This is a genomic window from Chromobacterium sp. INPA-IVC (assembly GCF_059047085.1).
Window position 1 is genome coordinate 80,353 of record NZ_JBTNLS010000011.1, and the last position, 16,596, is coordinate 96,948.

A 16,596-nucleotide genomic window follows, 5' to 3' on the forward strand; every position below is an offset into this window, starting at 1 on the left:
TGCCCCATAGGCTTATTGTGAATTCTGCAGCCGCAGAGAAAATTTCAATTAAAATTAACACTTTATTTACAAGGCCTAGCCAGATGAGTTCACTCCCCCTGCGCGTCCTTATCGTTGAAGACCACTCGCTGCTGGTAGACGGCGTCCGCTCTTTGCTGGCGGACCGGCCGCGTTACGAGGTCGTCGGGGCCGTATCCGATGGGCTGGCCGCCTACGAAGCCTGTCAACAGCTCAATCCGGATTTGGTGCTGCTGGATCTGGGCTTGCCAGGCATGGACGGCATCGATGTGATTCACCAGTTGCGCCGGAGGTGGCCGGCGCTGCGCGTGGTCGTGTTCACCGCTTCGAACGAGGAACACCGCGGCCGCGCCGCGCTGACCGCAGGCGCGCTGGCCTATGTGCTCAAGCAGAGCCCGCAGCAGGTGCTGCTGGCCGCGCTGCAGCACGCGGCGCTGGACAAGACCTATATCGACCCCGCCCTCAAGCTGGAAACCCTGGACACCACCGAGCGCACGCTGGGAGAGACGCCGCTGACGCTGCGCGAGCGCCAGGTGCTGAAACTGGTGGCCGAAGGCCACCGCAACCGCGACATCGCCGAGCTGCTGTCCATCAGCCTGAAAACGGTGGAAACGCATCGCCTCAACCTGATGCGCAAGCTGGACGCCCACAACGCCGCGGAACTGAGCAACTGGGCCCGCCGGCTGGGCGTGCTGGAGTTCTGAGCCCCTACAACACGCTGTCTATCAATCTTCCCAGCGCCTGCCACGCGTCTTTGCGCAGTCCGGCGCCCTGCTGCAGCTGCGCCTCCCAGTGCTCCACCGCCTCGCACACCAGATGCAGCCCGGCCTGGCCCGCCAGCCCCTTGAGCGCATGCAGCAAATCCAGGCTGGCCGCCTGATCCTGCGCGGCCACGGCCTCGCCCAGGCGCAGATAGCGCTGGCGCAAATCCTGCTCCAGCCGCCGCAGGAAATCCGGATCCCGCGCCAGGATGGGCTGGTCGCAGCCGGCGTTGGGCTCCAGCTCCATGCCGCGCGTCAGTTGCAGATCGGCGACGAAGTCCAGCATATGCGCCAACATGGCCGGCGTAACCGGCTTGGTCAGATATTCGTTGAAGCCGGCGGCCAGCAGCCGCTCCCGCTCGCCGGGCTGGGCATTGGCGGTGAGCGCCACGATGGGGCAGTCCGGGTCCAGCATGCCGTTGGCCTCCTCGCGCCACAGCGCCGTCGTCTGCCCGCCTGACAAGCCGGGCATGCGCATGTCCATCAACACCACGTCGAAAACATGCGAGCGCCCCAGCGCCAGCGCGTCCTCGCCGCTGGACGCCTCCATGGTGTGGTGGCCCTGCAGGCGCAGCATGCGCCCGACAATGTCGCGGTTGGTGTCCACGTCATCCACCACCAGCACCTGCAGCGACCAGACCGAAACCGGCACGTCGCCGTCGTCCAGCCGCGAGCCCGGCGCCCCGTCCGGGTCCAGCCACTGGCGCAGCCGCGCCGGCAGATACGCCAGCTCCGGCGCCTCCAGCGTCGGGTTGGCGCCCGCCTCCGGCTGGTAGCCCCAGGCGCGCAATTGCTCATGCAGGCGCTCCGGGGCGACGATGGGGCCGAGGTCCGGCACCATGTCGGCGCACACCTTGCCCAGCGGCAGCTCCAGCTGGAAGCAGGCGCCGCGGCTGGCCGGTGTCAGATACAGATCCCCGCCCAGCAAGCGCGCGAGGCTGCGCGCGATCGGCAATCCCAGGCCGCTGCCGGAAACATGGTTGTCCAACTGATGGAAGGCGGTAAACACCTCGGTCCGCTTTTCTTCCGGTATGCCCGGCCCGGTGTCGTGGACGCTGAAATACACCCGCCCCTCCACGCTCCAGGCGCGCAGGACGACGCCGCCGCTCGAGGTGAACTTGACGGCGTTGCCCAATAGATTGATCAGAATCTGTCGCAGGCGCAGGCCATCGGTAAGCAACTGCCGCGGAAAGCTGGTCGCCGCCTCGGTCTGCAGCGACAGCCCCTTGTCCAGCGCCTGCAGCTGCACGGTGAGCATGGCCTGGTCTATCAGTTCCAGCGGGTCCAGCGTGGCCGGCGTCACCACCATCTGTCCGGACTCGATCCGCGAGAAATCCAGCAGATTGTTGATGATCTCCAGCAGGTGGCCGGAGCATTTCAGCGCGGTGTCCACCAGATCGTGCTGGCTGGCGGTGCCGCCGGTGCGGTTGAGCAGCATCAGCGCGCCGACGATGCCGTTCAGCGGCGTGCGGATTTCATGGCTGATGCTGGTGAGCTGCTCGCTCTTGTTGGCGCTGGCGCGCTCGGCCCGGTACCTGGCCTCCTCCAGCGCCGTCGTGCGCTCGGCCACCTTGGCCTCCAGTTCGGCGTACTGCGCCTGCACCACGTCCAGCAGGCGGTTGTAGGCGCAGGCGATCTGCCCCAGCTCGTCCTCGCCCGCTTCCGGCAAACGCTGCTGCGCGCTGACATCCGCCTGGGGGCTGATGGTGCGGACGAAGTGGCTGAGCGTCCGGCCCAGGCTGCGCTGCAGCACCGCGTACAGCAGGCCGACCAGGGACACCAGCACCAGCAGCGCCATCGGCAAGTGCCGGGGCAGCGCCGCCAATGCCCGGTCGGTCAGCACGTCCGCCGGATAGAGCAGCACCATGCGCCAGCCCGGCGGCTCCACATTGGTGCAGATGGCGCGCACGCCCTCCACCCGCCGCGAATACGGAGCCACGCAATCCGGCAGCGAAGCCGGCAAGCCGGGAGGCGTCCACGGCGGCAGCGGGGTCAGCGCCCGGCCCGCGCCATCCAGCCAGGCCAGCCAGCCCTCGTGCAGCACATCCAGCTTGTCCAGGCCGAAATTCATCGACAGCTGCACCGTGATGCCTATCAGGTCGTTGCTGGCGGCGTCTTCAGCCGCCACCACCATGCACCACTTCCCGCTGTACGACTGATAGGGGCGGCCCCAGAGCACGCCGTCGCGCACCGGCTGGCTGCGCAGGCCGCGCAGCTGGGACAAATGGCGCTGGCTTTCGACTTGATGCTTGGGGCCGTTGGCGCTGGACAGCACGATGCCCTTGTCCATCACCACGAAGGTATTGACCAGATTGCCCAGGCCGCCGCTGCCGAAAGCCTCGACGAAGGCCAGCGCCCGCTCGACGCGCGGCGGCGCGTCCCGGTTCTTCTCATCGAATGGGATGTAGTAGGCGCTCAGGTAGCTCCCGCTGCCCACGCTCTCCGACAAGCCGCGCCAGCTGCTGAGCAAGGTGCGCACGTCGCGCGACACGCCTTGCAGCTCGGCGCTCTCCTGCGCGGCCCGGTTGGCGGTTTGCGCTTCCAGCCGCTCCACCAGCTCGCGGCGGGTGTCCTGATAGTCCAGAAACAGGGTCACGCCGGTGCCCAGCAGCCAGAACAGGGCGATGGCGCCGCTGAGCACCAAAGACAAGCGAAACGCCAGCGAGGCGCGCCAAGGCAGATTGGGCATGCTGATCCTAATCAAAGTCGGGCCGCCGGGGGCCGCGGGGAGCCGCCGGTGAAAAGCCGCCAGAATTGTTCCATGTCGCCGATGCCGCCCGCGGCGCGGCGCGGCCGGCGAGGCGCGGGCGCGGGATCCGCCGCCGGCGTCGTCCCGGCCTCGCCCTTGAGGCCGGCGTAATGGGCCATGACCTTGCGGACATAATCCCGGGTTTCGGCATAAGGCGGGATGGCGTTGCCGTAGCGCGCCACCGCGCCCTCTCCCGCATTGTAAGCCGCCAGCGCCAAGTCCAGGCGGCCGCCGAAGCGATTCATCAGCCAGTCCAGATAAGCGGCGCCGGCCTGCAGATTGGCGCGGGGGTCGTACAGCGCCGTCTGGCCGAAACGCGCCGCCGTGGCAGGCATCAGCTGCATCAGCCCCACCGCCCCCTTGCCCGACACCGCCTCCGGCCGATAGGCCGACTCCACCTGCACCACGGCGTGGATCAGCATGGGGTCCAACGCATGCTGGCGCGCCACGTCGTCGATCAGCGGCCGATAGCGCTGGGCGGAAGAGGACATCGGCTTCGGCGCGGCGGATGCCGCAGGCTCGTTCCCAACCTCCGGCAACGCCGCCAGCGGCGCGGACGGCGCGGGGTCGGCCGGCACCGCGTACCATTGCAGCGCCTCCGCGCCGGCCGGCGCGCAAAGCAGCAGCCACAGCAGCACGCTATACAGGGGCTTCATCGTCGTCCTCCTCTTGCAAACGGTCGCGGATCAGGCTCAACACCTGCGCCACCGCGGCGAACAACGGCTCGGGAATGTAGTCGCCGGGCCGGGTGGACGCCACCAGCGCGCGCGCCAGCGGCACGTTCTCCACCACCGGAATGCCCTGCTCCTCGGCCAATGCCACGATGCGTCGCGCCATTTCGTCGCGGCCATACTCCAGCACCTGGGGCAGCGGCGTGTCGTCGGCCTCGTAACGCAGGCAGACGGCGATGTGGGTAGGGTTGCGCACCACCACCGAGGATTTGGCCACCTTGCCGGCCAGGCTGCCGCTCTGCACTTCGCGGTGCAGCTCGCGCCGGCGCTGCTTGACCTCCGGGCTGCCCTCGGAGTTCTTGAACTCCTGCTTGATGTCCTCGCGCGACATCATCAGCTGCTTGCGCAGCTGGTGGTGCTGCATCGCGTAATCCGCCACCGCGAACACCGCGGTGAAGGCCAGCAGCACCGCCCACATCCACTGCGCCATCTGCACGCACACCATCAGCCCGGCCTCCAGCCCGGCTTGCGGCAGATGGGCGAACGACGCGGCGTAGCGCTTGATCAGGTAGGCGAAGGTCAGCCCCAGCACGCCGACCTTGAGCAGCATCTTGCCCAGCTCGAACAGCGTGCGCGCCGACACCATCTGCTTGACGTTGGACAAGGGATTGATGCGCTCGCCGGACGGCATCAGCGCCTTGGGCGCGAACAAAAAGCCCGACTGAATCAGCCCGACCAGCAGCAAGGCCACCGTCAGCAAGCCGGCCAGGCCGAAGACGAAGCGCAGCATCAGCGCCGCCGTTTCGCCGACCAGTTGCGCCAGCGCCGCCTGCAGCGGCAGATTCGACACCGCCACCGCGGACGTCATCAGTCCGCCCAAGCCCCGCAGCAGCGCCGGACCTTCCGCCACCAGCCACAGCAGGATCAGCCCCAGCTGCGCCACCGCGCCGATTTCCTGGCTCTTGGCCACCTGCCCTTCTTCGCGGGCGTCGCGTATCCGCTTGGCGGTGGGCTGCTCGGTCTTCTCGCTCACCGTCCCGGCTCCAGCACGCGCGCCAGGCCGCCGTCGAAGCGTTCAAAGCTGGCAATGACGTCGGACAAGCCGAACTGCAGGCCGATGATCAGCATCAACAAGGCCACCAGGCTCTTGATCGGCATCGACAGCGAAAACACGTTCAATTGCTGCACCGAGCGGTTGATCAGGCCCAGCGCCAGATCCACCAGCACCATCATCACCAGCGCCGGCATGGCGAAACCCAGCCCCAGCGTGTACAGCATCTGCCACTGCCGCTGCAGCAAGGGAATGAACTGGCTGGACCAGTGCCAGCCCATGCCGGGCGGCAATTGCTGATAAGAGGCGTACAAGGCCGACAGAAAGGCGTGGAAGCCGCCCAGCGCCATGAACAGCACCGCCGCCAGCTGCGAGAACAAGGCGCCCATCGGCGACGACTGCCCGCCGATCAGCGGATTGAGCACGCCCGCCATCGACGCGCCACGCAGCGTGTCCAGCGCGAAGCCGGCCATGTCCACCGCCCAAAACGGGATGGCGGCGGAGAACCCCAGCAACAGGCCGACGGCGAGCTCGCTCGCCAACAGCAGCGCATAGGCGGCCGGCGCCTGGATCGGGTCCGGCAACGCCAGCTGCGCCAACAGCGGCAGCGCCGGCAAGGTGGCCATCAGCGCCAGCGCGTTGCGGATCAACGCGCTGCCCAGCATCGACGGGCTGAACAGCGGCAACAGCAGCATCGCGCCCAGCGGGCGCATCATCGCCGCGCCCAGCAACGGCCACCAGGGATTGAGCTGGTCCATGCTCAGCTCCCCATGCGCGAGATCAGATCGAAGCTGCGCTCGGCATAGCGCAACAACGCCTGGCCCATCCAGTGGTGGGTCAAAGCCAAGGTGATGCAGGCCGCCACCAGCTTGATCAAGAACGACACGGTCTGGTCCTGCACCTGGGTCAGCGCCTGCACCAGGCCGACCAGCACGCCGACCACCGACGCGACCACCACCACCGGCAGCGACAGGATCAGCACCAGCCACAGCAACTCGCTGGCCAGCTGAACGATCTGGGCTTGTCCCATGCCTCTCTCCTCAACGGTAGGACAGCAGCAGCTGGCCCAGCAGCCGGTCCCAGCCGCCCACCAGCACGAACACCAGCAGCTTGAACGGCATCGATATCGTCATCGGCGACACCATCATCATCCCCATCGCCAGCAAGACGTTGGAGACGATGAGGTCGATGGCGATGAAGGGCAGGAACAGCAGCAGGCCGATCTTGAACGCCTCGATCAGCTGGCTGACGGCAAAGGCCGGCATCAGCAGCAGCAGCGAATCGTCGCTCACCCGCGCGCGGACGGCTTCGGGCCAGCTTTTGCGCGCCGTGTCGCGGAAAAAGCGCAGCTGCGCCGGTGCCGCGTGCTTCTTCAGAAACTGGCGGTACGGGTCCAGCGTGTCGTCAGACAGCCGCGCCAGCAGGCTGGCCTGGGGCTGGGCCGGCGAAACCGCCAGCTTGTCCTGCACCGCCATCCCCACCGGCGTCATGATGAACAAGGACAGGATCAGCGCCAGGCCATAGAGCGCGATGTTGGGCGGAATCTGCTGGATGCCCAGCGCGTTGCGCAGCAGGGAAAACACCACCGCCAACTTGAGAAACGACGTGCCCATCACCACCAGCAGCGGCAGCAGCGACAACGTCGCCAGCAAGGCGATCAGTTGAACCGGTTGGTCTGTGAGTGCCATGGTTGCGCTCCCGAGGAATCATGGCGCCCATTGTCTGCCCGGACCGGCCCTTCCCCCATCAGGCCAACACCTGAACCCGACGGCCAGGCGCTCGCAAGCCAGACTCGCATGTCAAACCTCACACCCGCAGGTCAAATTTTGAAAGTCTCGGACGATTCACAAAAGCCGCAATCACGCCATATCTCTACGATTACGCTCAAACACCTCACGTTCCGCCCACTGGGGAAAGAGCAAAATTTCCAAGCAAGCAATGATCAGAAAGCGCTCAAATCTGGGGCATAGTTCAATTTCCAAGAGGAGACACATGAATCCAATCTCGTTTTCGAATCAGATACATCAAGGGATTGATAGGATCGTTCTGGAAATGGCGATGCAAATTGGTTTGCCGCCCGATCAAATAAAACCCATAGGACAAGCATCCTCCATCGCACTGAAAGTACAGGGACTGCCGGATGTGATGCTCTCTGTCGCGGAAGACAGGCTGTGGATATGGAGCTTGTTGCCTATTCATGATGAAAGATCTCTGATGCTCCATGCCTCGGAGGCTCTTTCGATTCTGACTACCGCCATCGAAGGCGTGGAAACTGGGCAACTTACACTTGGCATGAGCGAGCATGGCTACGAATTGAAAGCGCTGGTCGAATTGGACCTGTTAAAACGCGACCATGGCCTAAAGCAGGTATTTCAGGGCTTCGTTGCGCAGCTGTATCGATTTTGCGAAGCCTATCAAATTAAAGGAGCATGACATGCTGAACGGAACCTATTTTAATGGCATGCATGGAGTCCATGCCCCACAAACGGGCATCACAGGGCAAAATAGCCAGGCAGGTCAATTGATCGGCATCGCAAGCAGCGCGCTTCAAGGCCCCTCCTCCCAATCCTTTAAGCCACTGGACCCTCACAGACTCAATATAGTTGGAGAATCACATCCAGAATCGGGCCCGCGTCGAGATGAAGAAAAAGCTTATCTCCAATCCTTAGGCATGTCGGGCTCTCAGTACTGGAATGAAAATGAATTCCAATACAGCACGACAAAAAGCCGCTTCCAAATATTGGGCATATCTTTCGGCAAAGAAACTACTCAATCCTTCGGCGACCCCGTGATGCTTCGCCTGGAAATGAGACTTGCCGATGTCAAGGAAAAATTTCTCCCGATAGCACAAAAATTCGCAGCGGGAGTTAATCCACCAGAGCTAGGATTAAACCACCACCCCTTGGAAAAAACATGGGAGAGTTTTGTAAAAACTGGATTCAATCAAGAAACCAAGCAAATTATATTAACCATGCACGAATTACTGAAAGTCAATGACGAAAAGGCCATAGGAAAACTGACGCATCTCTATTCTTTTATGGAGCAGCTGGAGAAAAAATATCAAAATCCAGCCACCCAAAATGTCCAGGCCGACGCCCAAACCTTGCTCCAAGACTGGGCGAAGGCCGAGCAGATCTTCTGCGCGGATGTCAAAGCGGGCAAACCTCTTGAACATTCCGACAACCTCAGCAGGCAGCGCTCCGCCGCCATGGCCGCCAGCGCCCAGGCCTCAGCCCAGACCATCGGCGTGTGGAAAGTAGGCCAAAGCCACATAAACGACATCATGAGTGCACCCGGCTTCAATGAACGAGCGCTCAACTACAACATTCTGACCAAGGATGAGTTCAATCAAGGCCTAGCGCTCTGGGTCCAAAAGCACCATCCCTGACATCCATTTCTTTCTGCCACGCTCCCGGGCGATCCGGTTTTCCGAATCGTCCGCCTTCTCACCAGCATCCTCCCGCCCCAGACCTCAGGTCTCGATGCCTCACCCCTCCGCGCTGCAGCCAGATCAGGCCATCCCGGCGCGCGACGGGCCATTCGATGACGAAGAAGCTGAATCCGTTAAAAAATACATGATAGGCAACTACAACAAAGACCATCCCCATCGTCATTAAAGGAAAAGCCTGCGCAGCTTGAAATGCACAGGCTTTCATTCAATAAACAATCCACTCACAACTGTTCCTTACATTTCAGCGCGCCATCCAATATCCCCCCAAAGAAGCCTCTCCCTCACCGGGCTACCGGGTCCGGGAGGGCGCGTCCATGCCATCAACAGAGCCAGTCAAAACTATCACTGCCCAGATAGCCATCTTGTAGTCCGGCAATCCAGAGACTGAATATCGCCGCCCTGCAAACCGATGCTCATATCATCATTCAGGGTTTCAAAGCTGAGCACGCCATCCTTTTTCATCAGCAGCGCCGCAGAGTTTCCTACACGGACAGCGCCGCCTGCATCACGACCGTTGTAGTTAAAACTTACAACTCGACTGCCATTATTTTTCACAATGGAATCCGGCCTGTCATCATGACCGCAATAGCCCATGACCGCATAATCAAAACTGCCTTGCAGAAAATCAAGCAAGGCCTGATTGCCAAACACTCCGGCAGGAGCCTGGCCTCCGGCAAACTGAGCGTGCGTTTCCATGATGGAACGGGCGCCATCGGTGCAGGTGGTCCAGCCATCATCTTCCCTGGTTGCTTTCCCGGCATGATACGCATAAAAATGACCATCCTTGACGCCATACACCATGGTGCAGCCAGACAGCGCCCCGCCGTTGATCAGCAGCGGGATATTTTCAGGAATATCGTCAAAATTTATCCTGATGCCCAGCGTTCCCTTATCCCCATTATCCACCCCGATGATCTTCAAATCAGGCCCAAACGCATGCTTGTTGAAATAATTGCCATAGGGCGTGCCAGGCAGTTGCTCATCCGCCTTTGCATGCGCGCCATCATAGACATAAAACCCCTTTGGCCGACCTTCACTCCGCAAAGGAAACTCGCCGCCGCCTGTCATATTGACATTCTTGTCATGCATGATGAAATCAAACTTGACCGGTAGCGTATCCAGCAGTGATGAAGGGGCAACGATGCCGCAGCCCTGCAACGGCCGAATGCACCCATCCAGCACTTGTCTTTTATCAGAATCAAACCGTTCCGCTTCAGCAGGCGTGCAGGTATTCACAATATGGTTGAAGCGGGGATCATTTTTGAACTTATCCCCTGCGTGGATATCCGCTGCAACGAAGCTTGCTGACACGTCTTTCCTTCTCGCCTGGACCAGCAGGTCCGCCAGTAGAGGAAATGACTTTTCTGCCGTATCACCGCCCATATTTTCCGCCAGGAAATCCTTAGCCTGACGCACCTGATTTGGATGAAGCAAAAAATCAATGCCCGTATAAACGACCAGGTCGCCATTCTTATGCAAGCCGATATGCGCCTCCCCCAGCTTGGCGCCATCCTTTCCCTTCAGCGCATTCAGGCTGGAAAAATTGGCATTGAATACATTCAAACCCGTTTCAAAAACACTCATGCGACACACCTCCCTCCATCTCCCGCATCAAATACGGGAATTTACAGACAAGCCTGAATGCAGCAATGGCTTCACACTATCCATCAGAGCATCGAAAGCCGAAACCACCATGGATAGATCACATTTATTCCCAGGCAAAATCAGGTGCAGACAAAGGCAATTTTTTTCATTCAGGGACGCAATGGGCTGCCAGGCCAGAGTCGTCATCTGGTTATGCCGCAAGGCTTGCAGCAGCAATGCGCATTCTTGGGCCGAGACGCACTCGCCCAGCTCCGCCAGCAAAAACCACCGTTTGCCATCCACGCAGCCAAAATGAACGAGAAAACGCTGTTCCAGCGTCAAAGTCATCACTTCTTGATCTTCCAGCATGACATGTCCCTGAAAGCCGATATGCGCCATCAAGGCCATGGCGCAGCCATGAAATCCGGACAAATCTTTCATATCATCCTTAATTTGTTTTCAAAACTCTCTGGCAAGAAGGCCCCGCTCGCGGCGGCAAGACCCGAAGAGGGGGATAGATGGCAATTCGAATTCTTGCATTGATGAAGTGAGGATCAACTCAGGCAAACACCTTAAGACCCGCGCAGCCGCCCCCTGATCCGGCGTTGCGCTTCCTTGCCGCGCCGCCTGGATGGATGCCGAGGCTCGACCTCAGGTATTCACCCGATATTCCCCCATCGGCCCCTGCCCCAAGATGCGGCCATCAAGCATGAGGAAGCGCACGATGGACCTGCAATGGCAAAGACAAACCGAGCTCTGGCTGCGCCTGATGGGCGAGAGCGCCATCCCGGCCGCGCTGCGGCTGTCGCTGCGCCAGGGGCAGGACATGTTCTATCTGGAATCGCTGGACGGGCGGGCCCTGCTATCGCTGTCGCGTCCGCTGCCGGAGGCCAGGCGCCGCCCCGCCTTGCTGCGCCTGCTGGCGCTGCTGCAGCCGGAAGCCGGCGACGGCGTCCCGCTGCGCGCCTGGCTCGCGCGCGGCTGCCTGTGGCTGGCCGCGACCATGCCGCGGGACAGCGGCGCCGAACAATGGGCCCGGATGTCCCGCCAGCAGCGCCGGCTGCTGGACCGCGTCGCGGAGGGCAGCCATGAAGCTCAATAACTGGCTGCAAGGCCTGCAGGCGCGCCAGGACGTAGTGCTGGCCGCCATGCTGCTGCTGGCCATCTTCATGATGATCGTGCCGCTGCCCACGCTGCTGGTGGACGTGCTGATCGCCATCAATCTGGCGTTGTCCATCACGCTGCTGATGATGGCGGTGTACATCCGCGAGCCGATGGAGTTTTCGGCCTTTCCCTCGGTGCTGCTGATCACCACCCTGTACCGCCTGGCGCTCACCATCAGCACCAGCCGGCTGATCCTGCTGCAGCACGACGCCGGCGAGCTGGTCTACACCTTCGGCAACTTCGCCGTCGGCGGCAATCTGGCGGTGGGTCTGATCGTGTTCGCCATCATCACCATCGTCCAGTTCATCGTCATCACCAAGGGCTCTGAACGCGTGGCCGAAGTCAGCGCGCGCTTCTCGCTGGACGCGATGCCAGGCAAGCAGATGAGCATAGACGGCGACATGCGCGCCGGCATCATAGACGCCGGCCAGGCGCGGCAGCAGCGGCTCCTGGTGCAGAAGGAAAGCCAGCTCTACGGCGCGATGGATGGCGCGATGAAGTTCGTCAAAGGCGACGCCATCGCCTCCATCATCGTCATCCTGGTCAACATCTTCGGCGGCATCGCCGTCGGCGTGTTCATGCATGAGATGAGCGCCGGCGAAGCCGCCGCCACCTACGCCATCCTGTCTGTGGGCGATGGCCTGGTGGCCCAGATCCCGGCGCTCTTGATCTCCATCGCCGCCGGCATCATCGTCACCCGCGTGCCGGGAGAAACCCGCCGCAACCTGGCGCAGGAGCTGTCCTCGCAGCTGATGCGCCAGCACCAGGCCTTGTGGATCGTGGCGGCGGTGCTGGTGCTGTTCGCCTGCCTGCCCGGTTTCCCCGCGCTGGTCTTCCTGCCGATGGCCGCCATGGTGGCCGCCGGCACCGCCTGGGTGACCCGCCGGGCCAAGACCGGCGAGACGGCTGGCGGCTTCGGCGGCGACGCCGACAGCGGCGGCCAGGATGCCGGCGACGCCGCCGCGCCGCCGCCGGTCGGCGCCATTCCGCTGCTGCTGCGCGTTCATCCCGAGCTTGGCCGCGACGCCGCCCTGGCGCGGGCGCTGGCCGAGCTGCGCCAGCAGAAGCTGGAGCAGCTCGGCCTGCCGCTGCCGGACATCCTGCTGCAAGTGGACGCCAACCTGCCGCCGCGCCATCTGTCCTTCCTGCTCTACCAGGAAGCGGTGCTGGAGCTGGAGCTGCGCCCGCTGCCGCTGCTGGACGCCTCCAGCGCGCCCGTGCCCCAGGCCGCCGCGCGCGACGCCCTGCCCTTCGGCGGCCTCACCCTGCAATGGGTGGCGCCGGAACAGGCCGCTGGCCTGGCCAAGCTGGGACTGACGGTTCACCGCGACCACGAACGCGTCGTCCACCTGGTATCGCTGGCTCTGGACCGCTACGCCGCCGAGCTGATCGGCGTGCAGGAGGCGCGCTATCTGATGGACCAGATGGAGCAGCGCTACGGCGAGCTGGTGAAAGAGCTGCAGCGCCAGCTGCCGGTGGGCCGCATCGCCGACGTGCTGCAGCGGCTGGTGGCCGAGGGCGTGTCCATCCGCGACCTGCGCGCGGTATTCGAGGCCCTGGTGGAATGGGCTCCCCGCGAGAAAGACCCGGTAATGCTCACCGAATACGCCCGGCTGGCGCTGCGCCGCCACATCGTCGGCCGCCAGCGCCGCGGCCAGCCCTGGATCAGCGCCTGGGTCATCGGCGGCCACATCGAGCAAACCATACGCGAATCCATCCGCCAGACCTCGGCCGGCTCCTACTCGGCGCTGGGGCCGGAAGAGAACCAGGCCATCGTCGGCGAAATCCGTTCCGCGCTGGAGCAAAGCGGCGTCGGCGGCGCCGCGCTGGTCACCGCGATCGACGTGCGGCGCTTCGTGCGCAAGCTGATCGAGCGCGATCTGTTCTCCGTGCCGGTGCTGTCGTTCCAGGAGCTGGGCGACGAGGCCGAGCTGAAGATCCTGGGCCACGTCGAACTGATAGGAGAAGGCCATGCGCCTGCCTGATTACTACGCCATCCTGGACGCCATCGAGCCTCCTCCCCCGCCCGCAGGCGGCGATTGCCGCCTGGAAGGACGCCTGTCCGAAGTCGGCGCCACCCTGCTGCGCGCCCATCTGCCGGGCGCCGGACTGGGCGAGCTATGCTTTCTGCCGGACGGCGACCCCGCCGAAGTGGTGGGGCTGGACGGCGACGAGGCGCTGCTCTCCCCCTACCGCGAACCGCTGGGCCTGTCTTGCGGCATGCTGGTCCAGCCCAGCGGCCGCCGCGCCGACATCGGCGTCGGCGACGCGCTGCGGGGCCGGGTGCTGGACGCGCTGGGCCGGCCGGCGGACGGCCTGCCGCCGCCGGGGATAGAAACCCGGCGCGACATCGACGCCGAGCCTCCCGATCCCATGCAGCGCCAGGTGATAGACACCATCCTCCCCACCGGCGTGCGCGCCATCGACGCCACCCTCACCGTCGGCGTCGGCCAGCGGCTGGGCATCTTCGCCCCGGCCGGCTGCGGCAAGAGCACCTTGCTGGGCATGCTCTGCGCCGGCAGCGAAGCCGACATCGTCGTGCTGGCGCTGATCGGCGAGCGCGGCCGCGAAGTGCGCGAATTTCTCGACCATGTGCTCAGCGCCGAAGCGCGCGCCAAGAGCGTGGTGGTGGTCGCCACCTCCGACCGCCCGGCGCTGGAGCGCATCAAGGCGGCCGCCACCGCCACCGCCATCGCCGAGCACTTCCGCGACCGCGGCCAGCGCGTGCTGCTGCTGGTGGACTCCCTCACCCGCTACGCCCGCGCCGTGCGCGAGGTGGCGCTGGCCGCCGGGGAGCCTATCGTGGGCGGCGGCTATCCGCCCAGCCTGTACGCCAGGCTGCCCCGGCTACTGGAGCGCGCCGGCCCGGCCGCCCGCGGCAGCATCACCGCCTTTTATACCGTGCTGATGGAAGACAAGGCCGACCCGCTGGCGGAAGAGGTGCGCTCGCTGCTGGACGGCCACATCGTGCTGTCGCGCAAGCTGGCCGAGTCCAACCACTTCCCGGCGATCGACGTGCTCGCCAGCGTCAGCCGCGTCATGCATCAGATTTGCGCCGGGCCCCACCGCGCCGCCGCCGCCAGGCTGCGCCAGCTGCTGGCGGCCTGGCGGGAAATCGAGCTATTGGTCCGGGTGGGGGAATACCGGCCGGGCCAGGACGCCGACGCCGACGACGCCATGGCGCGCCGGGCGCCGATCAACGCCTTGCTGCGCCAAGCGGTGGATGAGCGATTCGCGTTTCCCCGCACGCTGGCGGAACTGGGCGACGCCGCGGGGATGCCATGCTGAGCCAATTGCTGTGCATCAAGCGCCGCCGCGAGAACAGCCTGCGCGCCGCGCTGGTCCGGCTGGCGGACGAGGAGCTGAAGCTGTGCGCGCGCCGGGACGCCATCCATGAGCGCCGCCATGCGCTGTACGCCGAATGGCGGCTCCAGGCCGCGCGCAGCGGCCAGTTCGACCAGACCGAGCTGGAAAAGCTGCGCGCCGCGCTCTCCCGGCTGGAAGGAGAAGACCAATCCCTGCAGCGCCAGCTGGAAGAGCTGGCCGCCGAGCGGTTGCGGCTGACGCAAACCCGCGCCGAGCAGGAAACCATGCTGCTGCGCAATCTGCGCGAACAGGAAAAGCTGAGCGCGCTGCTGGACGACGAATCCGACAAGGATGCCTGAGGCCGGCCCGCTCTAAACCGCAACAGAAGGCACGACCATGCAAGCGCAACCCCCTTCCGCCGCCAGCCGCGCGTCATCGCGCGACCGCGACGAACCCCATGCCGACCGCCGCGGCGCGCAGCGCTTCCGCGCGCTGCTGGACGAAGCGCCGTCGCAGCAGGATTTCCCCGCGCCCTCCCTCTCGCCGTGGCCGCTGTTCGCGCCGCCTGCCGCCCCGCCCGACGCCTCGCCCGCCGGCTCCGCGAGCGCTCGCGCCCATCCCGATCTGCCGCCGCCGCCCGCGCCTGCAGCCCCCGTCGACAGCCAGACGCTAGCCTTGCGCGCCAGCACCGGCCCGCTGGCCGGCTTGCTGGTGCAGGCCGAGTGGCGGGGCGCACGCCTGAGCCTGCGGCTGTCCGCCCCGGCCCCGGAACTGGCCGGCAGGCTGGCGCGCGAGCGGGAAAACCTGGGCGCGGCGCTGTCGGCCGCGCTGGGCGTGGACGTCGTGGTGGAGCTTGGCGATGGCCGCTGACACCCCGCTCGACGCCTTCCATCTCAGCCGCATCGGCGCCCGCGCCGAACATGAGGGCAGACTCATCGAAGCCGATCTGGCCCGCGCCGACAGCCAGGGCCTGCTGCTGTCCACAATGTGCGATGGCGCGGCCCTTACCCTATGGGCTGCCGAAGCCGACTGGCGCGCCTGGCTAGAGCCTCAGCTGGCGGTGGGCGAGCTTGCCGATATCGAAGCCGGGCTGCTGCCGGTTTTGGCCGCCTGGACGCTGGCGCCGCTGGATGGCTTCCTGCGCGCCCAGGGCCTGCCCGGCCTGGCGGAGCCCGCCGTCGCGCCCGCCCCGCCTCCCGGCGGCGAAGGCTGGCGGCTGACGCTGCGGGACGGGCCGCGCCGGCTGCCGCTGCATGTGCGGGACGCGCCGCCGGGCTGGCTGCGCGCGCTGCTGGCCGCGCTGCGGCCATCGCCCGATCAAACCCGCCAACTGGCGCTGGGCCTGGGTTGGTGCCTGCTGCCGGAACAGGACTGGGACAAGGTCGCCGTCGGCGACGCGCTGCCCATCCACGGCATGGCGGATGCGCTGGACAGCCTGTGGCTGCATCCGGAAGCCAGCCCGGGACGGGTGAGGCTGCTCGACGCCGAGCGCGCGATCGTGGAAGCCCCATCCCCGGGCCTCGATCAAGCCCCGTCCGGCACGCTGCGCCTGGCCGTGGAAGCCGCCTCCATCCGCGTGAGCGCCGACGCGCTGGCCGATTGGGAGGCCGGCAAGGAAATCGCCGCTCACGCCGCCGCCCACCCCATGCTGCGCCTGACCGCGCAAGGCCGCCTATTGGCGCAAGGGCAGCTGCTGCGGCTGGACGATGGCTGGGCGGCCCGCATCCTGACGCGCGGATGACACCTTCCGCGCTCATTTCTCCCTTCCCGCCGCCTCGCCTCTTCCCTCCACACCCGCCACCCTGAAATGGCCAAATCCAAAAGATCGGCCACTTTTCGGA

17 protein-coding genes are annotated in these 16,596 nt (G+C 64.8%); 9 read left to right on the forward strand and 8 right to left on the reverse strand.

Going from position 1 to position 16,596, the window contains the following annotated elements; translation table 11 throughout:
• Window positions 1-83 precede the first annotated feature (83 nt).
• Window positions 84-722, forward strand: coding sequence for a two component system response regulator (locus ACX17K_RS20255; protein WP_166440852.1), 639 nt, complete (start codon window positions 84-86; stop codon window positions 720-722).
• Window positions 723-726: 4 nt separating this feature from the next.
• Here ACX17K_RS20255 and ACX17K_RS20260 read toward each other — a convergent pair whose 3' ends face one another.
• From ACX17K_RS20260 to sctR, 6 genes are read right to left on the reverse strand one after another with little or no spacing between them, the layout of a single operon-like run.
• Window positions 727-3,468, reverse strand: coding sequence for a two component system sensor kinase (locus ACX17K_RS20260; protein ID WP_493776173.1), 2,742 nt, complete (start codon window positions 3,466-3,468; stop codon window positions 727-729).
• Window positions 3,469-3,479: 11 nt separating this feature from the next.
• Entirely contained in the window at window positions 3,480-4,184 is a 705-nt protein-coding gene (locus ACX17K_RS20265; protein ID WP_493776174.1) for a lytic transglycosylase domain-containing protein, read from the reverse strand.
• Entirely contained in the window at window positions 4,168-5,232 is a 1,065-nt protein-coding gene (locus tag ACX17K_RS20270; RefSeq protein WP_493776175.1) for an EscU/YscU/HrcU family type III secretion system export apparatus switch protein, read from the reverse strand. The genes ACX17K_RS20265 and ACX17K_RS20270 overlap by 17 nt, the downstream gene beginning before the upstream one ends.
• Window positions 5,229-6,008, reverse strand: a complete 780-nt coding sequence (gene sctT / locus ACX17K_RS20275; protein WP_046159063.1) for a type III secretion system export apparatus subunit SctT — start codon at window positions 6,006-6,008, stop codon at window positions 5,229-5,231. The genes ACX17K_RS20270 and sctT overlap by 4 nt, the downstream gene beginning before the upstream one ends.
• A gap of 2 nt (window positions 6,009-6,010) precedes the next feature.
• Window positions 6,011-6,280 (reverse strand): type III secretion system export apparatus subunit SctS, encoded by a 270-nt coding sequence (gene sctS / locus ACX17K_RS20280; RefSeq protein WP_021475303.1) that lies wholly within the window; start codon window positions 6,278-6,280, stop codon window positions 6,011-6,013.
• A gap of 10 nt (window positions 6,281-6,290) precedes the next feature.
• Window positions 6,291-6,938: a type III secretion system export apparatus subunit SctR gene (gene sctR, locus ACX17K_RS20285; protein ID WP_070981127.1), complete on the reverse strand. Its 648-nt coding sequence runs from the start codon at window positions 6,936-6,938 to the stop codon at window positions 6,291-6,293.
• 304 nt (window positions 6,939-7,242) lie between these two features.
• Here sctR and ACX17K_RS20290 point away from each other — a divergent pair, with 304 nt between their 5' ends.
• Window positions 7,243-7,683, forward strand: coding sequence for an InvB/SpaK family type III secretion system chaperone (locus ACX17K_RS20290; RefSeq protein ID WP_493776176.1), 441 nt, complete (start codon window positions 7,243-7,245; stop codon window positions 7,681-7,683).
• Window position 7,684: 1 nt separating this feature from the next.
• On the forward strand, window positions 7,685-8,638 hold the full coding sequence (locus ACX17K_RS20295) for a hypothetical protein (RefSeq protein ID WP_493776177.1): 954 nt from the start codon (window positions 7,685-7,687) through the stop codon (window positions 8,636-8,638).
• Between the two features lie 405 nt (window positions 8,639-9,043).
• On the opposite strand, the gene ACX17K_RS20300 is transcribed toward ACX17K_RS20295, so the two are convergent.
• Complete coding sequence (locus ACX17K_RS20300; protein WP_493776178.1) at window positions 9,044-10,285, reverse strand: cytotoxic necrotizing factor Rho-activating domain-containing protein; 1,242 nt, start codon at window positions 10,283-10,285, stop codon at window positions 9,044-9,046.
• A gap of 27 nt (window positions 10,286-10,312) precedes the next feature.
• Window positions 10,313-10,726, reverse strand: coding sequence for a CesT family type III secretion system chaperone (locus ACX17K_RS20305; RefSeq protein ID WP_493776179.1), 414 nt, complete (start codon window positions 10,724-10,726; stop codon window positions 10,313-10,315).
• Between the two features lie 283 nt (window positions 10,727-11,009).
• Here ACX17K_RS20305 and ACX17K_RS20310 point away from each other — a divergent pair, with 283 nt between their 5' ends.
• Genes ACX17K_RS20310 through ACX17K_RS20335 form a run of 6 tightly spaced genes read left to right on the forward strand, consistent with a single transcriptional unit; the run spans window position 11,010 to window position 16,496 of the window.
• On the forward strand, window positions 11,010-11,387 hold the full coding sequence (locus ACX17K_RS20310) for a hypothetical protein (protein ID WP_493776180.1): 378 nt from the start codon (window positions 11,010-11,012) through the stop codon (window positions 11,385-11,387).
• A complete protein-coding gene (locus tag ACX17K_RS20315) occupies window positions 11,374-13,434 on the forward strand; it encodes an EscV/YscV/HrcV family type III secretion system export apparatus protein (protein ID WP_493776181.1) in 2,061 nt (686 codons plus the stop codon). The genes ACX17K_RS20310 and ACX17K_RS20315 overlap by 14 nt, the downstream gene beginning before the upstream one ends.
• Window positions 13,421-14,737: a FliI/YscN family ATPase gene (locus ACX17K_RS20320; protein ID WP_231153631.1), complete on the forward strand. Its 1,317-nt coding sequence runs from the start codon at window positions 13,421-13,423 to the stop codon at window positions 14,735-14,737. The genes ACX17K_RS20315 and ACX17K_RS20320 overlap by 14 nt, the downstream gene beginning before the upstream one ends.
• On the forward strand, window positions 14,731-15,114 hold the full coding sequence (locus tag ACX17K_RS20325) for a hypothetical protein (RefSeq protein ID WP_021475296.1): 384 nt from the start codon (window positions 14,731-14,733) through the stop codon (window positions 15,112-15,114). The genes ACX17K_RS20320 and ACX17K_RS20325 overlap by 7 nt, the downstream gene beginning before the upstream one ends.
• A gap of 37 nt (window positions 15,115-15,151) precedes the next feature.
• Window positions 15,152-15,625 (forward strand): hypothetical protein, encoded by a 474-nt coding sequence (locus tag ACX17K_RS20330; RefSeq protein ID WP_493776182.1) that lies wholly within the window; start codon window positions 15,152-15,154, stop codon window positions 15,623-15,625.
• Entirely contained in the window at window positions 15,615-16,496 is an 882-nt protein-coding gene (locus ACX17K_RS20335) for a type III secretion system protein SepQ (RefSeq protein WP_493776183.1), read from the forward strand. The genes ACX17K_RS20330 and ACX17K_RS20335 overlap by 11 nt, the downstream gene beginning before the upstream one ends.
• The last annotated feature ends 100 nt before the right edge of the window (window positions 16,497-16,596 follow it).